Source organism: Flammeovirga sp. OC4, assembly GCF_000812565.1.
GTDB lineage: Bacteria > Bacteroidota > Bacteroidia > Cytophagales > Flammeovirgaceae > Flammeovirga.
Genome location: NZ_JTAM01000006.1, coordinates 99,929 through 118,845 on the forward strand (window position 1 = coordinate 99,929; position 18,917 = coordinate 118,845).

The following is an 18,917-nucleotide window of genomic DNA, read 5'->3' on the forward strand; positions in this document are numbered from 1 at the left end:
ACAATGAAGATGAATAATAAATATAGCAACCTATTGACAAGAGTATGTTTGTTAGTTGCACTTACATTCAGTTACTCTTGTGATAGTATTTTAGATATAAATGAAGATCCTTTTGCTGCTGGTGATGATCAAATTGCTGAACAGCCAGGATTACTAATGACAACAATCATGACAAGAGTAAGTTCTGATAGAGTCATTGAAACCAATTTGTTTAACCGTTGGGCACAACACTATGTAGGTGCAGGAGCAGGACTTTTATCTTCTGCGGATAATTACTCTATTCCTTCTTTCCCTCAGACCAACACATGGTCAACGTATTATGTGAGTGCTCTGAAAAACGCGAGTAGGGGAGAACTATTGGCCAACCAAGTGGGAGAAGTAAATACCGCTTCCCAATTCAAAATAATGCAAGCATTTGCCTTTTATCATTTAACATTGATGTTTGAAGATGTTCCTTTTACTGAGGCATTGAATACAGATATTCTTTTCCCGAATGGAGATTCACAAGAAGAGATCTTGAAAGGAATTGTAGATATGTTGGATGATGCAGTAAATGATTTTGACTTAGGTGACCCAGCAAAAGTAGGAGGAGAAGATTTATTGTTTCAAGGTGATTTAAACCGATGGATAAAATTTGCAAATTCTTTAAAAATAAAAGCTTTAATTCTTATTGCGGCTAAAGATGAAGAATACGCTAAACCAAAATTAGAAACTGCCTTCAGACAAGAACATGTTGAAAATTTAGCAGATGAAGTAGTGCTCAATTATTATGATGACCTTAATAATGCAAATCAGTTTTATAAACTTCACTTTCAATTTGCTGGGGGGCAAAGTTTATTTTTCTATGCAAGCACTCCGTTCATCGATTTATTGAGAGGTACGAATGACCCTCGATTGGATATTTTTTATGATCGTCCAGAGGGTGTGGTAGATGCAGTTCCGCATAGAGGAGTAGATCCAGGAGCAAGCTCTTCTTTTACTTCAACCTCGGCTTTAAGCTTAAATTTTATAACGGCTACAACTCCCGACTTTTGGGTAACTGCAGCTGAGCTGAAATTTATGAGAGCAGAAGCGATTCTTAGAGGGTGGATTCCAGGTACAACTTCCGATGCTAACGATTATTATAGAGAAGGAATTGTTTTGAATATCATCCATTTGAATTCATTGGCCTCTGTACAAGATAATGGAAGAGGAATCACTCAATTTGAATATGATACTTATAATGGAGCTTTACCTGATTTACAAACACTATCTCCTAGTAATGCACTTAAAGCAGTTCACCATCAAGGATATGTGGAGACCTTCCATAGAGGAATGGATGCATGGACTTATGTGAGAAGGACTAATTACCCTGAAAATCCTCCACTTCCGGTAGATGCCGTATTAAGTGAGCATATCGCTCGATTGCCTTATGCTCCAAGTGAGATTAGTGCCAATCCGAATATCCCAGAACAAAAACCTTTGGATTCTCCAATGTGGTTTATGACATCAAATTAAACCTAAGAAACAGATGAAAAAATTATTAACAATAGGGCTTTTATGCATGGGAGTTTTCTTCCAAAGTTGTGAGCTTTATGATACCTATAAAGATGAAGTAACAGCAGAGTTTATTGGAGAAACTGTTGCTTTTTCAGTAGCGACACCAAGTGGCGAAGCAGATTCTGTAAAAGAAAACTCTGTTCCATTGAGCTTGGAAGTTAGAATGCCAATGGCAATCAATACCACTAGAGGAATTGAAGTAACGTATTCCTTCGGAGGAGCTGCCACTTATGGAGTTGACTTCACCGCAAAAGCGATTGAAAGAAATAACCCTAATGCTGAAGAGGTAACGGAAAAATTTGCGACAGCTTCAGGTGGTCAATTCATCATTAAAAACAGAACTTTATCACAAGATGATGATGGTGAACAGAATTTTACCAATACCAGAAATACCGCGACTATAGAAATTTCTCCTTTAGTTGTACAAGGTGTGGACAAAGAGGGAGGCAAAACATTGGATATCATTTTAGAATCGGCAAGAAACTTAGATGATGGAGAAGAGATTACAGTGGGACAAGGTGGAATAAGAAAGGTTTATAATCTTGTTATTGAGGATATTCATTGTCCAACTCGATTAGACGGTACTTACTCGGCAGAAATGACAACAGAGGAAGGAACTGTAGCAGTAGATGATGTCACACTTACCACTGTAGATCCATTAGCGAACCCAGATAATATTTGGGGATTATATAATATCTCGAATATAGCAGGTAATTTTCAAGATATCCCTTTTCAGATCATTGATCAATGTGGAGAGTTCTTAGGTCCATCGGATAATTACATTTCTCTTCAAGGAGAAACATTAGAAGGTGGTAAAATTTCCTTAGAGGTATTATTCTCAGATGGAACAACAACAAAACAATGGGTACTTGTTCTTACTAAAAAGTAAACAGCCATGAAAAAAGAATATATATATAAAATACTCCTATTCATGGGTAGTCTCATGTTGGGAGACGAGGTGTTGGGACAACAGCAACAATTGATGTCTTCTCCTTCGCAAAAGTGGATCACTCCTTCCATCCAAACCGCTCCTAAAAAGATTTTTGTGAGATTTAAAGACCCAAAAGATGTCTCATTTGCTTATATGGAGGCAGGTCAACAACAGTTTGTAAGTAGTGAAAAAAGAAGAATTTATAACTTGTTGACTGATGTAAGAATCAAAAGGGTGATGGAGCCAATGTCTGTACTGAAAAATAGTGTTTCTGATGTATTACAGATTACACTTTATGATGAATCAGATGTGGAAAACTTCCGTAGGGAATTAAATAATGATCCCAATGTAATGTACGTGGAAAGTGTACCGCTCCCTATACAGTTTAATGATCCAGATGATCCATTAGCTCAAGATCAATACCATCTTGAACTAGTGGGAGCACTAGAAGCTTGGGGTAAAGCTAAGACATTTGAAGGGCAAAGAGATGTTGTACTTGCAATAGTAGATGATGGAGTACTAATTACGCACGAAGATTTAGCAGCCAATATATTTATTAACGAAGGTGAAATTCCAAACAATGGAAGGGATGATGATAGAAATGGCTACATAGATGATTATCAAGGTTGGGATGCATCAGGAGATACCTATAGTAATGGAGACCCTGATCCGAATCCACCAAGAAGTGAAGCGAGTAGATTTAACTTTTCCCACGGAACACATTGTGCCGGAATTGCGGGTGCAGTAACCAATAACGGAACAGGTGGTGCTTCGGTGACCAACAATGGTGTGAAAATTTTAGCAATCAAAGCTACTTCAGATGAAACACCTGATGCGAGAGCGATTACAAATTCAACTGAGGCACTGATGTATGCTATTGAGATGGGAGCAGATGTGGTGAGTATGTCGTATGGAAGTTATTTTTATTCGGCTACTGAAGCTAGAATGATCAAAGAAGCAACAGAAGAAAAAGGGATGTTGTTCATTGCAGCAGCAGGTAATGATAATGTTAATTTACCAAGTTATCCGGCAGGGTATGACAATGTAATTGCGGTGGCCAATACGACAAGTAATGATGTAAAAGCACCTTCTTCACAATATGGTCCTTGGGTAGATATTGCAGCGCCCGGTACTGATATTATTAGTACCGTAGCGGCTGATAATGGTAATACCGCTGGAGATTATGCTCCATACACTGGTACTTCGATGGCTTGCCCAATGGTAGCAGGAGCAGCAGCTTATTTAAAAACACAGAATATAAACCTCACTCCAGAACAATTGACAGCGGTTTTAATGGGTACATCAACAGATATTAACCCACGGAATCCAAACTTCCAAAACGCTTTAGGAGCAGGTAGAATCAATATGAGTGCGGCTATGGATGCCTTACAGTCGAATCGACCATTAGCCGCTTTTAATATTCTTTCAGATAATGGTATAATCAATCAAGCACTAGAATTTGAAAACCTTTCTTTCGGAACTAACCTTACCTATTTCTGGACCTTCGGGGATGAAACAACATCCACGGAAGAAAACCCTACTCATACTTATTCTTCATTGACGGATTTAGGTTCATATGTCATTACGTTGACAGTAAGAGATGATCAAGGTCGAGAGAATACATTTAGGAGAGCGATTAGAATGACAGAAGGACCTCCCAAAGGCCCTGAGGAAACAGTGCCATTTTCGAATGATTTCCAGTTAGATACTGGAGGGTTTGTGACTGAGACTGTTTATTTAGATGGTGGCGATGGAGATGATATATGGGAATGGGGTAGAGCAAGAGGTGATCGTATTAATAGCGGTGATTCATTGACTTGGGCTACAACCTTAGCCGGAGGCGTTCCATTAAGATCGTTTGAAGCCTACTTGTATACTCCTACATTTGATTTAACAGAGGAAGGATTTGAATATAAAATCAACTTCTTGAAAAGTATGCATATTACGTACTGTAATGCTCCTGCAGCAGCAAAAATGGAGTATACAACAGACAACGGAGGAACTTGGAAAGTATTAGGTGATGCTTTTGATGGTTATGGAACAGGATGGTATGACAAGAGTCCGGAAGATGCTTGTGCAATTCATCCAATTATTTTTCAAGATCAGTTAGGATGGCTAGGGAATTATGACAGAGATTCTACTTCCTACAATGTCTCTTTCCTTACAGGAAATAAAGTTAGGTTTCGATTTATCTACAGAATGGAATCGGCCTTCTTGATCGAAGACACTGATGATGGATTTATGATCAATGACTTTAACCTTACGAAGAAAGAACCAACGGGTGAATTCACTTTAAATGCAGACATTGCTTATGTGAACAGAGAAATAAACTTTGTGTATAATTCTGGTGGAGCAACAACTTACGCTTGGGATTTTGGCGATGGTGGTACTTCCACGGAAAGAGATCCTATGCATACTTATACAACACCTGGTACCTATATCATCAAACTGGAAGTGGATAATAATCCAGCCTCAGCCTATCAAGATACTTTAGGTATTTTAGGGGTGAAAGAAGCTCCATTCTTAGCTTCAGATGGAGGTGATTTAGAATCAGACGAATTATTATTTTATGCTTTAAACATCGCTGGAACAGAACTGGAGCTTGGTAACTCTACCATAGATGGAAAATCAGGGACTACAAGTGGCGATAACGCGTATGTATTAGGACCTGATACGGCAGGGTATGAAATTCCTACTGGCTTTTATTTATATACTTCCGTTTTTGATTTACCTGGAGATCAAGAAGACTTTGACTCCACTCAGATGTTTACTTTCCAATTGAAAATGGATGTTGCCAATAAGATTGATGGTCTGAATGTAGATGTCACTGATGATTATGGAGAAACTTGGCGCCCATTGGGCTTTTTCAAGGATCAATCTTGGACAAATGAACTGTCTACCGAAGATTATTGGGGAGGTGAGAATATACCTATCATGACAGGCTCTACGAATGATGAATGGGTTACTAAGTTTATTCCTTTGGCAGGGTTTGAAGGAGAAAAAGTAGCAATGCGCCTCTTCTTTGTTGGTGTTTCGCAAGACTCAAGTGGAGGTATTGGTTTTGCTATGGATGATTTTGAAATAAAAGATTATACTCCAACAGTGGGTACTCTGAATTATTCAGTGGATAAAACGGTTGTAGGGTTAAACGAAAAAGTGACTTTCACGAATGCATCTACTACTGACGGAGCATTGATTGGTTGGGCATTTGAAGATGACCCCAATGAAGATTTCATTGTTCGATTTGGAGAAGGCCCTCATGAAATAGAATATACAACAGAAGGTCGAAAAAGCATGGCGATGTTTGTAGTAGGAACAAATGAGCAAAGAGAATTTTCAAATGTGGTCAATGTAACGACTTCATCATCTTCTTCAGTGACAAGTATAGAGGAAAGTATCACTCATAAGTCACCGATCATTTATCCTAACCCAAGCCTTGGTAAAGATTTATTTATTCTTTCAGAGCTTGGTATCAATTCAGTGAGTTTATTTAAAATGTCTGGAGAAAAAGTAAATGTACCTATCGAGTTACTGAGTAATAAATTAGACATTTCCCAGTTAAATGAAGGAGTTTATATTTTACAACTTGAGAGGGAAGATGGAAAAGTTTTCCACAAGAAGTTTATCAAAAAATAGAAATTAGTGAAGAGCATGTTGAAAGGCATGCTCTTTTTTTATAAGTACAAATTCAAAAATAAATCATAGTTAATTTTGAATTTGTACTTATCTAATTTTTAACTATTTCTAAATTGAGAAGGAGTTTGTTCTGTATTTCTTTTGAAGTATTTGTTGAAATGGGAAGTGTCTTTAAAATCAAGTTTATAGGCGACTTCATTAATAGGAAGGTTAGTGTACAATAAAAGACGCTTGGCTTCTTTAATAATATATTCACTAATCACTTTTGACGCGGCTACCCCAATAGCTTGTCTACAGATTGTATTAAGGTTTTGTGGAGTAGTATTTAGCTTTTCAGCATAAAAATGAACACTATTGTGAATAACTTCTTCATTTTCTAACAAACTTTTGAAATCGACAAAAATGGAAGGTAAATTAGTTTTTATGTTACTCACAATGGGTGAAATTGTGGTTAAAGTTTTAGCAAATAATGCTTTTAATAAACCTTCAACAATAGTTTGTTGATAACTATTGGATTTTTTCACTTCCTCTACCAACAATTCAAAGATGATGTTGATTTTTTCATATTCTTTGACATCTACACAAACCTGATTACTGAGTTGAGCAATTAATTTTTCAAGCTCTTTGTCTACTGATTTTTCCAAAAAATCTTTTTTTAGAATGATGACATACCCTTTAGGTGGAGAAGTAATATCCCAACAATGAAGCTGATCTTTACGCATAAAAAACATTGTTGGTGGCTGTATTTCGAATGTGTCGTTGTCAATAATATGTGTTCCCGAACCTTTGTATAAGTAAATAATCTCAAAGTATTTTAAGTGCTTGTGAGGTTGGGTCTTTCTGATACTTTCTTTGAAAGGCTCAATTTTGATATTGCCTTTACTTTGCAGTTTATCTTTTATTTCTATTTCCATCTCAAAACTAGGTCAATGTATTTATGGTGGACAAAAGAGCACTTTGTTCCACTACAGTTGGGCTTTTAATACGTATTGAAGAATCAGATACAAAAAAGCGAGAGTAAACATAAGCCTACTCTCGCTTTTAAAGTTAAAACAATTCTTACAGAATACCATCAGTAGCTTCTGTAGGTTGTATATATTCATCTTCTAAAGTAGAATCTGGTTCCGCCCCAAATTCTCCAAAGTTTTCAACATCATATTTGCTACAGTCGAGCTCTACATTAATAGGCTTAGATGGTTCTGGGAATAGAGACCTTTTGTAGCCTAATTCATTAGTCAGCTTTTTATCAGCATAAACATCTTCCATGAAATAAGCAAAAGCAGGAAGTGCTTGTCTTGCACCTTGTCCGTATTTGATTGTTCTAAAGTGAATACTTCTGTCTTCACCACCACACCAAACACCAGTGACTAGGTCGTTTGTGAAGCCCATAAACCAAGCATCTGAGAAGTTGGCAGTTGTACCAGTTTTACCTGCAACGTGGAAATCCTCTCTCGTCTTTTGATCTCTTCTGAAGTTATAACGAGTTAATCTTAATGCCGTACCTCCAGCTTCTTCTGAAGTACCTCTAAGCATATAAGTCATTAACCAAGCCGTTTTTTCATTAAGAACTTCCTTTTTCTTAGGGATAAATTCTTTAAGCACACGACCGTTTTTATCTTCAATTCTAGTGATGAATAAAGGTTCTGTCCAAACGCCTTTATTAATAAAGGTAGAGTACGCAGTCACCATTTCATATACAGAAACATCTTCAGTACCTAAGCAGAGTGAAGGTACGCCTTGTATTGGCTTTTTATTATATCCTGTTCTTCCTCTTTTCTTATCTTCATCAGTAAGCATGTACTCAAACATCTTATCTCTGATAAACTTAAAACCAAACTTATCAGCAGAGTAATTTGCCAATTCATTTGCTGTTAGCTCTTTTACTAAATAAGCAGCAGCTGTATTAATCGACCTAGACATTGCCTGACGCATTGTAAAAGTCTGACCACTGTAGCGATCTGCATTTTTAGGAGTCCAAGGCTTATCTGATTTAGCTTCTTCAGCAGTGAAGGTAATCGGAATATCTACAATTGGTGAACAAGGTTGGAATCTATCTTCTAACGCTCTAGAATATAAGAAAGGTTTGAAAGTTGATCCAGGTTGTCTGTAGCCCAATCGAACGTGGTCGTATTTGAAATATTTGTAGTTAATACCTCCAACCCAAGCTTTAATTTCACCTGTTTTAGGTTCCATCGACATCATACCGATTTGTAAGAACATCTTATAGTATTTTAAAGAGTCATAAGAGCTCATTACGGTGTCAATTTCATAGTTAGGGCTATTCCAAGAAAAGACCTTCATCTTTTTCTTTACTTTCAATTGTTTGTCGATCGCTAAAGAATCATTTCCAATTTGTTTTCTTAACGTTCTGTAGACTTTTGTTCTTTTGATAGCTCTACCCATAAAGTTTGGAATTACTTTTCCTTCTCTATCTCTCCACGGTTCTCCTTGTCCTTTCCAGTGTTCAGCAAATAATGCTTGTTGTTCACGCATGTGTTTTTCAACCGCTTTCTCTGCATATTTTTGAACTCTAGAATCAATTGTTGTATATATTTTCAGACCATCAGCATAAAGGTCTAAATCTTTTTCTTTACAGAATTTTAAAAGGTCCTTTACAACCTCAGCTCTGAAATAAGGAGCAATACCTTTGTTGTGGTTTTCTACATTATAATTAAGGACCATTTCTTCGGCCATTAATTTTTGTTCTTCCTCTTTTGTAATGTAGTTGTACTTCTCCATTTGAGAAATAACTTTATTACGAACATAAACCGCTCTATCAGGATGATATCTTGGGCTGTAATACGAAGGTGCTTGAAGAATACCAACAAGAACGGCTGCTTCAGGAATACTCAATTGATCTGGATCTACACCAAAGAAAGTTCTTGAAGCTACATGAATACCAAATGCATTTGAACCGAAGTCAACCGTGTTCAGATACATCGTAATAATTTCTTTTTTAGTATAAGATGTCTCTAACTCAACAGCAACAATCCATTCTTTGAACTTATTGATCACTAGATTCAATCCTTTTACATCTGCAAGTCTACCTCTTAAGTTTTCCTCTCTCCTGATTTTAAATAGGTTTTTGGCAAGCTGTTGCGTAATGGTTGAAGATCCTCTTTTTGGACCTTTCAAAACCACATGTTTGAACAAATAATATGGTACAGCAAGGGTAGCTTTAAAGTCAATACCAGAGTGATCTCTAAAACGGATATCTTCCGAAGCTAGAAGTGCATTTAATAAATTGGGAGATAAATCCTCATATTCTGATCTTGTTCTGTTTTTACGGAAATACTTTCCTAAAAGTACTCCATCTGCAGAGTAAAGTTCAGAAGCTAGCTCACTTTTTGGGTTTTCTAAAATACTTGGATCAGGCAATTCACCATATAGATTAAACCAATTGTTTTTTAATGAAAAACCTAACAATATCATACTTATTACTCCGATGATAAATAGGATCCAAAGTGTTCGTATAGCTTTTAAATACATAAGTTTTTATTATTCATGGCTTAAGTAAAAGGACCAATAAAAATGACTAAACAAAAATAAAATTGTAATCAGTTGTGTGCTAGTACTTAAGCTAAATTGAGTTCAGACATTGTAACTTCAGCGAGCAATTTAATCAATCTATTTTAAAAGAGAATAAATGACTCTTGAAGAAAAGAGAATTAAAGTATATTTGAAGTTCTCCTTATAGTGACAATTTAATCTAGGAGTTAGACCTCAAAAACTTTATTATTCTTCGACAGTGATGTCAAAGTCATGGTATCGACCAGGAATATAACCGTTTTCAAGTCGACGTTCAGTGATTTGTTCCAGCATTCCTTCTGAAATTTCTTTAAACTCACCTTCAGGATACCTCTTTTGGAAATTGAGAATCGCCTCCTTGAAATTTTTATAATACTTAGTAGTTCGACCTACCAATAGCACTCTCAAGAAACGTCCTTTTTCTTCATAAGAACTTTGAGGGAAATCATTGAGTAGTTCATTCAGTTTTTTATCTGATGCATTATAGTCACCTTTATTATATAAGGTATAAGCATCTACATACAAATCTCTGATGTAATTTTCTCTTTCATTGGTTTCTTTCACATAATTAGGATTGACCAAAATTTTGGAGTATAAACAATCAGGGTAGTTGTCGATTAAATATTTTTTTGAAGTTTCGGCATCACATCCATCGTATTCTTGACAAATTACATAAACCAAATAAGCGACTTCATATGCATTTTCATCTTCAGGATAAGTGGAGAGGAAACGGTTGAAGTTGGCCAATGCATTATCAGGGATTTTAATCTGATACATGTAGACTTTACCAAGTTCAAAAAGGGCATCAGCCAATTTTTTATGAACAGCTTGTAGTTCTTCTTCTGATTTAGGTATTTCTTGTTTTCTTTCGTCTAGTGATTTTACACTAGCAAAAAGGTTTTCATCAATACCTTCAGCCTCCTTACCTTTTTTAGAAGGAGTATTTCTAGGAGAAGGTCTATTATTGTTTAATGTATTTTGATTGTTGTTTGTCGCGAAGTCTAATTTATTAGATCTTCTCCAATTGTCCTCAAGTGGCCTTGATCCCCAAACTCTTAAAAATTGAGATTTCCCTTGGGCAATTGCAGCGGTATTATAAAAGTAAAACTCTTTAGATGCTTTTGAATTGAAGGTTGTAGATTTACTTACTTCAGGTTTAGTTTTTCTCTTTTCGTTTTCCTTAGCATACTGCTGCTTTAGTATGATTTCTTCTTTTTCGTTTTCAATTTCCTCTTCCAAGAAAGCAGTGACTTCATCATCAGGCATATCGGCAAGCTTTATCAATCGTTCTTGCTCCATGATAATTTTAGTGTACTTTGCTAAGTCTTGAAGGTTTTCTGATTTCTTTTTGATCTCTTCAAACCCGTATACACTTTCATCAAAATTTTGAACCGCACTGTCGTAATAAGCAGCAGCGGCGATATAATCCTTTTTAACATCATAATAAATGTCACCTGCCGTCAAGTAAGAATGTCCTTTTTGGATTTTGTTGGTGGTACTTACTTGCACAGATTCATTCAATTCAATGAGTGCACGATCATAATCGGGCTTTCGCACTTGGAACTGTGCCATTTCATAATAGATTTTATCTCTATCGTCCCAATAATTGTGATTTTTGAGTTTTTTGTCGAAATACTTCTTTATTTTTTTGACCTGCTTTTCATCATTGAAATCTACAGGCTGCATACTATAAGCACTGATATCTGATTGGAATTCCAATACATTCGTTTTCGATAGTTTTTCAGCTTTAATGTAAGCTTTATATGCCTCGTCTACTTTTCCCCTTTTCTCAAGCATTTGCCCAAGTATGAAATAATACCTTGCTTTATGATGTTTCTTTTCTTCAAGTTCAACAGCATAACGTAAATGTTGAATAGCTTGCCCATAATCCATCTTATTTCTATAATAATGAGCAAAGTTAAGATGGTAATTTTTGGTGTTTTTATCGGAGAATGGAGCAATTTCTTGCTTTATAATATCTTTTACTAAAATGACATTGGCATCTTCCTCTTTCTCAATAAACATCCTCAACAAGGCATTGAGAGCTTCATGTCTACTGTCATTGTCAGTAGTTTTTGCATTGATGTATTTAAAAGTGGTCAAAGCATTTTCGTAATCTTCTTCATATAATCTTACCCATCCAACAAGAAGATAGCACTCGTCGATCCAGTCACTCGTTTGATGAAACTTAATAGGTCTAGATGATTTGGTAATGATATAATCAAGTTGTTCTTTATGCGATAATGTTTTATTAGAATCTATGGGAATAAGAATAGATAGAACATCATTGTAATCGTCAACGTGTTCATTAAAATAATCTTCTTCAAACTTATCCATTCCTTCTTTTGCTAAAAAATAGGAATTATAATGCGTTGCCGTATTATGATAAAAGTGACATCCTGATCCTAGTAATAAGAAAATTAATAGAAAAGATTTAAAAAAATACTTATATATGAAGTTTGAAAAAGTTTGCATCGTTTTTCAACAAGAATTACTCTTTTAAATAGAATTTATTGAAGTAACGAAGGCTAAGCTAAAATTACAAAAAACTTCAAGGAAGGATTAGTGCAAATTAGTTTTGTCTTGATACTTAGTAGCTAATTTACAGTTTTTCTTGACCAAAAAGTTATAATAATTCAATACTTCTATCAAAAATGACAAGAAACTCTGCATTTATTGTAATTTTGTGATCCAGAACCTTCTGACAAGAAGAAGAAATTATACATGAAAAGACAAGGTAAAACGTTATCAGAATGGCTAACAACAAGATTTGTACTTGTTGTTCGAGACGAAGAAACATTTGCAGAAAGAGCAGCATATAGATTATCCTATGTAAAAATACTTTTACTTACTGGTATTGTTTTTACAATTTTAGGCGGGTTAAGTTTTCTTTTAGCAACTACCTTATTATCTAAGATCTTTGATCCTAGAGTCGCTTATAGAGAGACTGATCGTAAATTAATCGAAATGGAGCGTATTGTAGATTCTTTGAAAATCGCTTCAGATGAAAAAGATGTTTATATGGCATCTATAAAAGCAATTTTGGATGGTGAAGTAGAAGATGCTGAAGATATAAAGGCCAAAATAGAAGATGAATCAAGCGTAAAAGAAGCAGAAGTAGATTTAACGCAATTAGATCCTGTAGACTCTGTATTTAGAAGTGAGTTTGAAGATTTAGAAATAAATTCGGCACCCATCAATAGTGTCAGTACAAGTGTAGATGACTTATTTTTCTTTCCTCCTGTATCCAATGGTGTATTATCCAAAGGATTCGATATTCGAAATGGACACTATGGTGTGGACGTCTTAGCGAAAAGAAATGAAGGGATTAAAGCGATCGCTGAAGGAACAGTTATTTTATCTTCTTGGACTCAGGATTCAGGTTATGTTATAGGTATACAGCATAAAGGTCAAATCCTTTCATTTTATAAGCATAATTCTGTCTTATTGAAAAAAGTAGGAGAGACTGTAAGAACAGGAGATATTATAGCCATTATTGGAAATAGTGGAGAAATGACCGATGGTCAACATCTTCATTTTGAATTGTGGTTTAATGGTAATCCAGTTGACCCTGTTGACTTTATACCTTTTGAATAGAATTACTTATCTTTAAAAAGAGTTTTAGTAGGCTTTATAAAAAGTGACAAACGCTTTTTTGGAATAGTTTTTAAAGATTAAGAGTTATTTCCTCAATAAGAAGTACTACTTCAACGATTATAAATATTAAATAAATATGGGATTGTTTAAAAACAATGAAGAAAGAGTTGCTCCAGCTCAGCAATCTTCAAACGCCGCAAATAATACTATTGGCCATGGTACTACTCTGAAAGGAGATGTAGAAACACATGGTATTTTGAGAATGGATGGTAAGGTAATTGGAAACTTACACTGTCATTCTAAATTATTCTTGGGTAAAGATGGACAAGTAGAAGGAGATATTTTTTCTCAAAATGCAGAAATTGAAGGAGAGATCCATGGTAAGATTGAAGTATCTGAGAACCTTGTGTTAAGAGGATCAGCAGTGGTACATGGTGATATCATCACAAAGAGTTTGACGATTGATCCAGGTGCTATTTTCAATGGGCAATGCCATATGGGAGAGTCTGCTAAACCTCTTTTAACTGCAAACGCTTCTAAGGAAGTAGTAGAAGATGAAACAACATAAGGAGGAACATTCTGATGATACTTCAAAGCCAAAGAAGGCCATTGAAAAATATTCCACCTTTTTGAGATACACTTCATTAAGCACTGAAATGATCGTGACAATGCTGATTTGTGCTTACAGCGGAAGGTATTTAGATAATATTATTAAAGCCAATGGTCCATATTGTACCATTGGTTTTCTTTTGTTTGGAACTTTTGCCTCGTTAGTGATTCTAATCAACGGGTTGAAGAAAATTTCTAATAAAAAAGGAGAAATATTGAAAAAAAAAGGTAAACATGACAATTTTTCGAAAAAATGATTACTTCCTTCTTTGTGTTTAAAAGGTATTACCTTATGTTTGCAATCGATTCAACTGATTGAGTTGAAAATTTAATATGCAACTAAGTTTACGAACAAGATTTTACTTTGCTTTGCTAATTACTTCATCAATTTTCTTGTTGATCATTATAATAGCAGAACAAAGTGAATTCAATGTTGGTCGCTTTATTTATCTTGAACTCGCATTCAATTTAATATTGGCGATAATGTCATATGAGGTCACATGTTTAGGAGCAGGATCGGGAAACGGAGAAATCTTCTATGGCTTTTATATGGCGACAGTATTGATAAGGATTTTACTAACATTAACGATCTTTGTCTTGTACTTTATTTTGATGGATGCAGATAAGCAGGAGAAATTAGTTTTCATATTAAGTTATTTCTTTTTTTATTTTGCATATACTATCCTTGAGGTAAAGCACCTCATGTCTAAGTTACAGGATAAACGAGGTAGTGAGTGATTTTATAATAATGAAAAGTACTTATTCTTTTTACACACGCTTTGCAACACTAGCGTTGCTTTTTACAGCACTATTACAAACTTCTTCATCATATGCAAGTGATGGACATAGTGACTCTCACGGTGAGGCTCACGTAAAGGAGTACAATCCAGTTGAAACAATTCTTCATCACGTTAAAGATGAACACTATTGGACTCTCTATTCTACTACAGATGAGAGCGGGCATGAACACCATTATGGTATCAACTTACCTGTGATCTTATACGTAGAGGGGCAAGGTTTAGAGTTTTTATCATCAAAAGATTTTCTTCACCACAATGAGGTGAAAGGAAAATTCGGTACTTATGTGAATCACCATGAGCATATTGCTTCATTGGATGAGTCCGTAAAAGTATTAGACTTTTCATTAACTAAGAATGCAGCTTCTACAGGTATTTCAGTGATCTTGTTACTAATCATTTTTAGTGCAATTTCAAAAGGATACAAAAAGAATGCAGGTAAAGCACCTTCAGGCATCCAATCAGTATTTGAACCTCTTATCTTGTATATGAGAGATGAGGTAATTAAGCCAAACTTAGGACACAAAACGGATAAATTTCTTCCGTACCTATTAACGTTGTTCTTCTTTATCTTATTCAACAACTTATTAGGTTTAGTACCAGGCGGAGCCAACGCTTCAGGTAACATTTCATTTACGATGTTAATGGCTGTATTTACATTGATCATTACAAATATCAATGGTAATAAGCATTATTGGGGTCACATTTTTGCAACTCCAGGCGTACCAGGTTGGTTGTTGCCAATCATGATTCCAGTAGAAATCATCGGTATCTTCACTAAGCCGATTGCCTTAATGCTTCGTTTGTTTGCCAATATCACAGGTGGTCACATCGTATTATTGTCATTCATGTCATTAGTATTTATCCTTAAAGCAGCTTGGGTAGGAGGTGTAGCATCATTTATCATCGTTCCATTGTTCTTTATGGAGATCTTTGTAGCTTTCTTACAAGCTTACATTTTTACAATGCTTTCAGCATTATTTATCGGGTCAGCAGTATCCGATCATCACTAGAATCTTGTCTTACATGCTGAATTTTAGTTCTTTAACGAGTTAAGCATGGATAAGTGAATATAATGAATGATCTTCGCGCAAGCGAAAGCTTCATATACGTTTCTTTTTTTAAAACTATTTAAACAAAATTCAAAATGTCATTACTTTCGATTTTACTAGAAGTAAGTGGTAGCGTAGGTCAATTAGGTGCAGCAATCGGTGCAGGTCTTGCAGTTTTCGGTGCAGGTCTTGGTATCGGTAAAATTGGTGGTAACGCTGTTGAGGCGATGGCACGTCAGCCAGAGATCGCAGGTAACCTTCAAACTGCAATGATTATCGCAGCAGCCTTGATTGAAGGTGTTGCTCTTTTCGCAGTAGTAGTTTGTCTATTGATCGGTTTAGGTTAATCCTAATCCCGCACAAAAGAAACATTTTGTTTGGATATCCATCGCTTAAGGGGTTTGCCCGGCGATGGGTATCTTTCAACAAACAAAGAAACGTCAAAGCTCACACGCAAAATATAAACGAAAATGGATATCATAACTCCAGGTGTAGGCCTTCTCTTTTGGAATACTTTATTTTTCTTAGTAGTATTCTTAATTATCGGAAAGAAAATTGTTCCTGCAATTTCTAAATCTTTAAAGGATAGAGAAGAGTCTATTGATAGCGCTCTAAAAAGTGCAGAGCAAGCAAAAGCTGATATTGCACAACTTAAGGCAGATAACGAGAAGATGAAAGAAGCTGCTCGTGCTGAGAGAGAAGAAATTATCAATGAGGCTAAAACGAAAGCAGATGCAATGGTTGCTGAGGCAGCTGAAAGTGCAAAAGCTGAGTCTAAAAGAATCATTGATGAAGCTAGAGCTTCAATAGAAGCTGAGAAGAGAGATGCTTTGTCTGAAATCAAAGGTGTTGTAGCAGAGCTTTCTTTAGACATTGCTGAAAAAGTTGTTCGTAAGCAACTTTCAGATGATGCGGCTCAACAAGAACTTGTAAAAGAGTTAGTTGCTGAAGCTAAGATCTAAGTTAAACAGGAAATCAAACAAGGTGTTCACCTTGTAGTATATAAATCATAACCATGAGTGCAGAATCTAGAGTAGCATCTCGATATGCAAAAGCTTTTGTATCGGTTGCATTAGACGGACAAGATCAGACGAAATTATACGATGACGCAAATTTTGTTTTGAATACTATTACTGATAGTAGAGAATTAGCCTTAGCGCTAAACAGTCCAATCATCAAAGCCGAGAAAAAAGCAGCAATTCTGAAAGAAATTTTTTCAGCGAAAGTAAGCGATCTAACTAACAAGTTATTTAACTTGGTGGTAGACAAAAACAGAACAAGTGCCTTAAAAGAGATCATGGAATCTATTTTGAGCGAATTTGATGCTGTGAAAAATATTCAAAGAGCTACTGTAGTTACTTCATCTCCTTTGGCAGCTGACACAAAAGCTGTATTGGTAGAGAAAGTAGCTAAATCTACTGGTAAAACAGTTGAGTTGGAAGAAAAAGTTGATCCAGCTCTCATTGGTGGTTACATCCTGACTGTGGGAGATAAGCAATTAGATTGCTCAGTAAAAACACAGTTACAACAATTAAAGGTTGCTTTTCAGTAAGCTTTAATGCGAAGTGTCCTCTTATTGGATGCTTTTTTTTAGAAAAGAATAGTCAAATTCAAATCCAGATACAAAAATGGCTCAAGTTAGACCAGATGAAGTGTCTGCGATCCTGAAGGAACAGCTTACAGGGTTTAAAGCTTCTTCTGAGTTAGAAGAAGTGGGAACTGTTTTAGAAGTAGGTGATGGTGTAGCTCGTATTTATGGCTTGCTTAATGCTGAAGCTGGCGAGTTGATCGAGTTCGAGTCAGGTGTCGTAGGTATGGTATTGAACCTCGAAGAAGATAATGTAGGTGCCGTAATTATGGGTAAATACACAGATATCAAAGAGGGTGATACAGTAAAACGTACAAGACGTATTGCATCTATTAATGTAGGTGAAGGTATGTTTGGACGTGTTGTCGACGCATTAGGTAACCCTATCGATGGCAAGGGCGAGATCGAAGGTGAAACGTATGAAATGCCTATAGAGCGTAAAGCTCCAGGTGTATTGTACCGTCAACCAGTAGATGAGCCAATGCAAACGGGTATCAAGTCTATTGACTCGATGACTCCTATTGGACGTGGCCAACGTGAATTAATCATTGGTGACCGTCAAACAGGTAAAACAGCGGTTGCGATTGATTCAATCATCAACCAAAAAGAGTTCTACGATAAAGGAGAACCTGTATACTGTATTTATGTTGCTGTAGGTCAAAAGGCTTCTACAGTATCATCAATTGTACAAACGCTTGAGAAAGCTGGTGCAATGAAATATACAGTGGTTGTTGCAGCAAACGCTTCTGACCCTGCTCCAATGCAATATTTCGCTCCTTTTACAGGTGCGGCAATTGGTGAATTTATTCGTGATACTGGGCGTCCTGCATTAGCAGTATATGATGACCTTTCAAAACAAGCGGTAGCTTACCGTGAGGTATCACTTCTTCTTCGTCGTCCTCCAGGGCGTGAAGCTTATCCAGGTGACGTATTCTACCTTCACTCGCGTCTTTTAGAGCGTGCGGCGAAAGTAAACGCATCAGATGAGATCGCAAAGAATATGAACGACCTTCCTGAATCAATCAAGCACTTAGTGAAAGGTGGTGGATCTTTAACAGCTCTTCCATTGATTGAAACTCAGTCAGGTGACGTATCAGCATATATCCCTACAAACGTAATTTCGATTACTGACGGACAGGTATTCTTAGAGACTAACTTATTCAACGCAGGTGTACGCCCAGCGATGAACGTAGGTATCTCAGTATCTCGTGTAGGTGGTAACGCTCAGATCAAGCCAATGAAGAAAATCTCTGGTAAATTGAAGACTGACTTAGCGCAGTTCCGTGAATTAGAGGCTTTCGCGAAATTCGGTTCTGATCTTGATCCAGTAACTCAGTTAACAATTAGCCGTGGTCGTAAGAATACTGAAATCTTGAAACAAGCTCAGTATACTCCTTATAGAGTTGAAAACCAAGTGGCAATTATCTGGGCAGGTACTAACGGTATCCTTGATCCAGTAGCTGAAGAAAAAGTAAAAGCATTCGAGGCTGAGTACTTAGAAGTACTTAACTCTAAGCATGCTGATACTATGTCTCAAATCGCTTCAGGTAAGTGGGCAGATGAGCATATCAACGTTCTTAAGAAAGTTGGTGAGGAAATCGCTCAAAACCACAAATAATTATATTAGAAATTAGCAACAA

General features: G+C 36.1%; 14 protein-coding genes. 11 read left to right on the plus strand and 3 right to left on the minus strand.

The window, feature by feature from the left end:
* Positions 1–9: 9 nt before the first annotated feature.
* Genes PL77_RS06790 through PL77_RS06800 form a run of 3 tightly spaced genes read left to right on the plus strand, consistent with a single transcriptional unit; the run spans position 10 to position 6,106 of the window.
* On the plus strand, positions 10–1,497 hold the full coding sequence (locus tag PL77_RS06790) for a SusD/RagB family nutrient-binding outer membrane lipoprotein (RefSeq protein ID WP_172665813.1): 1,488 nt from the start codon (positions 10–12) through the stop codon (positions 1,495–1,497).
* 13 nt (positions 1,498–1,510) lie between these two features.
* Positions 1,511–2,428 carry a hypothetical protein gene (locus PL77_RS06795; RefSeq protein ID WP_156152277.1) on the plus strand — a complete coding sequence of 306 codons (918 nt, stop codon included), beginning with the start codon at positions 1,511–1,513 and terminating at the stop codon, positions 2,426–2,428.
* A gap of 6 nt (positions 2,429–2,434) precedes the next feature.
* Positions 2,435–6,106, plus strand: a complete 3,672-nt coding sequence (locus tag PL77_RS06800; protein ID WP_082026429.1) for a S8 family serine peptidase — start codon at positions 2,435–2,437, stop codon at positions 6,104–6,106.
* Between the two features lie 98 nt (positions 6,107–6,204).
* On the opposite strand, the gene PL77_RS06805 is transcribed toward PL77_RS06800, so the two are convergent.
* The 3 genes from PL77_RS06805 to PL77_RS06815 all read right to left on the minus strand — a co-directional run bounded on the left by PL77_RS06805 (position 6,205) and on the right by PL77_RS06815 (position 11,971).
* Positions 6,205–7,020 carry a helix-turn-helix domain-containing protein gene (locus tag PL77_RS06805; RefSeq protein ID WP_044203132.1) on the minus strand — a complete coding sequence of 272 codons (816 nt, stop codon included), beginning with the start codon at positions 7,018–7,020 and terminating at the stop codon, positions 6,205–6,207.
* A 145-nt stretch (positions 7,021–7,165) separates the two neighbouring features.
* A complete protein-coding gene (locus PL77_RS06810) occupies positions 7,166–9,595 on the minus strand; it encodes a transglycosylase domain-containing protein (protein WP_044203133.1) in 2,430 nt (809 codons plus the stop codon).
* 246 nt (positions 9,596–9,841) lie between these two features.
* On the minus strand, positions 9,842–11,971 hold the full coding sequence (locus PL77_RS06815) for a tetratricopeptide repeat protein (RefSeq protein WP_156152278.1): 2,130 nt from the start codon (positions 11,969–11,971) through the stop codon (positions 9,842–9,844).
* Between the two features lie 387 nt (positions 11,972–12,358).
* Between PL77_RS06815 and PL77_RS06820 the strand changes: the two genes are divergently transcribed.
* The 8 genes from PL77_RS06820 to atpA all read left to right on the plus strand — a co-directional run bounded on the left by PL77_RS06820 (position 12,359) and on the right by atpA (position 18,895).
* Positions 12,359–13,231 (plus strand): M23 family metallopeptidase, encoded by an 873-nt coding sequence (locus tag PL77_RS06820; RefSeq protein WP_044203137.1) that lies wholly within the window; start codon positions 12,359–12,361, stop codon positions 13,229–13,231.
* Positions 13,232–13,367: 136 nt separating this feature from the next.
* Entirely contained in the window at positions 13,368–13,799 is a 432-nt protein-coding gene (locus PL77_RS06825) for a polymer-forming cytoskeletal protein (protein ID WP_052444230.1), read from the plus strand.
* Positions 13,786–14,097: an AtpZ/AtpI family protein gene (locus tag PL77_RS06830; RefSeq protein WP_044203138.1), complete on the plus strand. Its 312-nt coding sequence runs from the start codon at positions 13,786–13,788 to the stop codon at positions 14,095–14,097. Before PL77_RS06825 ends, PL77_RS06830 begins: the two co-directional genes overlap by 14 nt.
* 491 nt (positions 14,098–14,588) lie before the next feature.
* Complete coding sequence (atpB, locus tag PL77_RS06840) at positions 14,589–15,650, plus strand: F0F1 ATP synthase subunit A (protein ID WP_044203142.1); 1,062 nt, start codon at positions 14,589–14,591, stop codon at positions 15,648–15,650.
* A gap of 134 nt (positions 15,651–15,784) precedes the next feature.
* Positions 15,785–16,036: an ATP synthase F0 subunit C gene (atpE, locus tag PL77_RS06845; protein WP_044203144.1), complete on the plus strand. Its 252-nt coding sequence runs from the start codon at positions 15,785–15,787 to the stop codon at positions 16,034–16,036.
* A gap of 123 nt (positions 16,037–16,159) precedes the next feature.
* Entirely contained in the window at positions 16,160–16,651 is a 492-nt protein-coding gene (atpF, locus tag PL77_RS06850; RefSeq protein ID WP_044203146.1) for a F0F1 ATP synthase subunit B, read from the plus strand.
* A gap of 53 nt (positions 16,652–16,704) precedes the next feature.
* Complete coding sequence (gene atpH / locus PL77_RS06855) at positions 16,705–17,241, plus strand: ATP synthase F1 subunit delta (RefSeq protein WP_044203148.1); 537 nt, start codon at positions 16,705–16,707, stop codon at positions 17,239–17,241.
* A gap of 76 nt (positions 17,242–17,317) precedes the next feature.
* Entirely contained in the window at positions 17,318–18,895 is a 1,578-nt protein-coding gene (gene atpA / locus PL77_RS06860) for a F0F1 ATP synthase subunit alpha (RefSeq protein ID WP_044203150.1), read from the plus strand.
* The last annotated feature ends 22 nt before the right edge of the window (positions 18,896–18,917 follow it).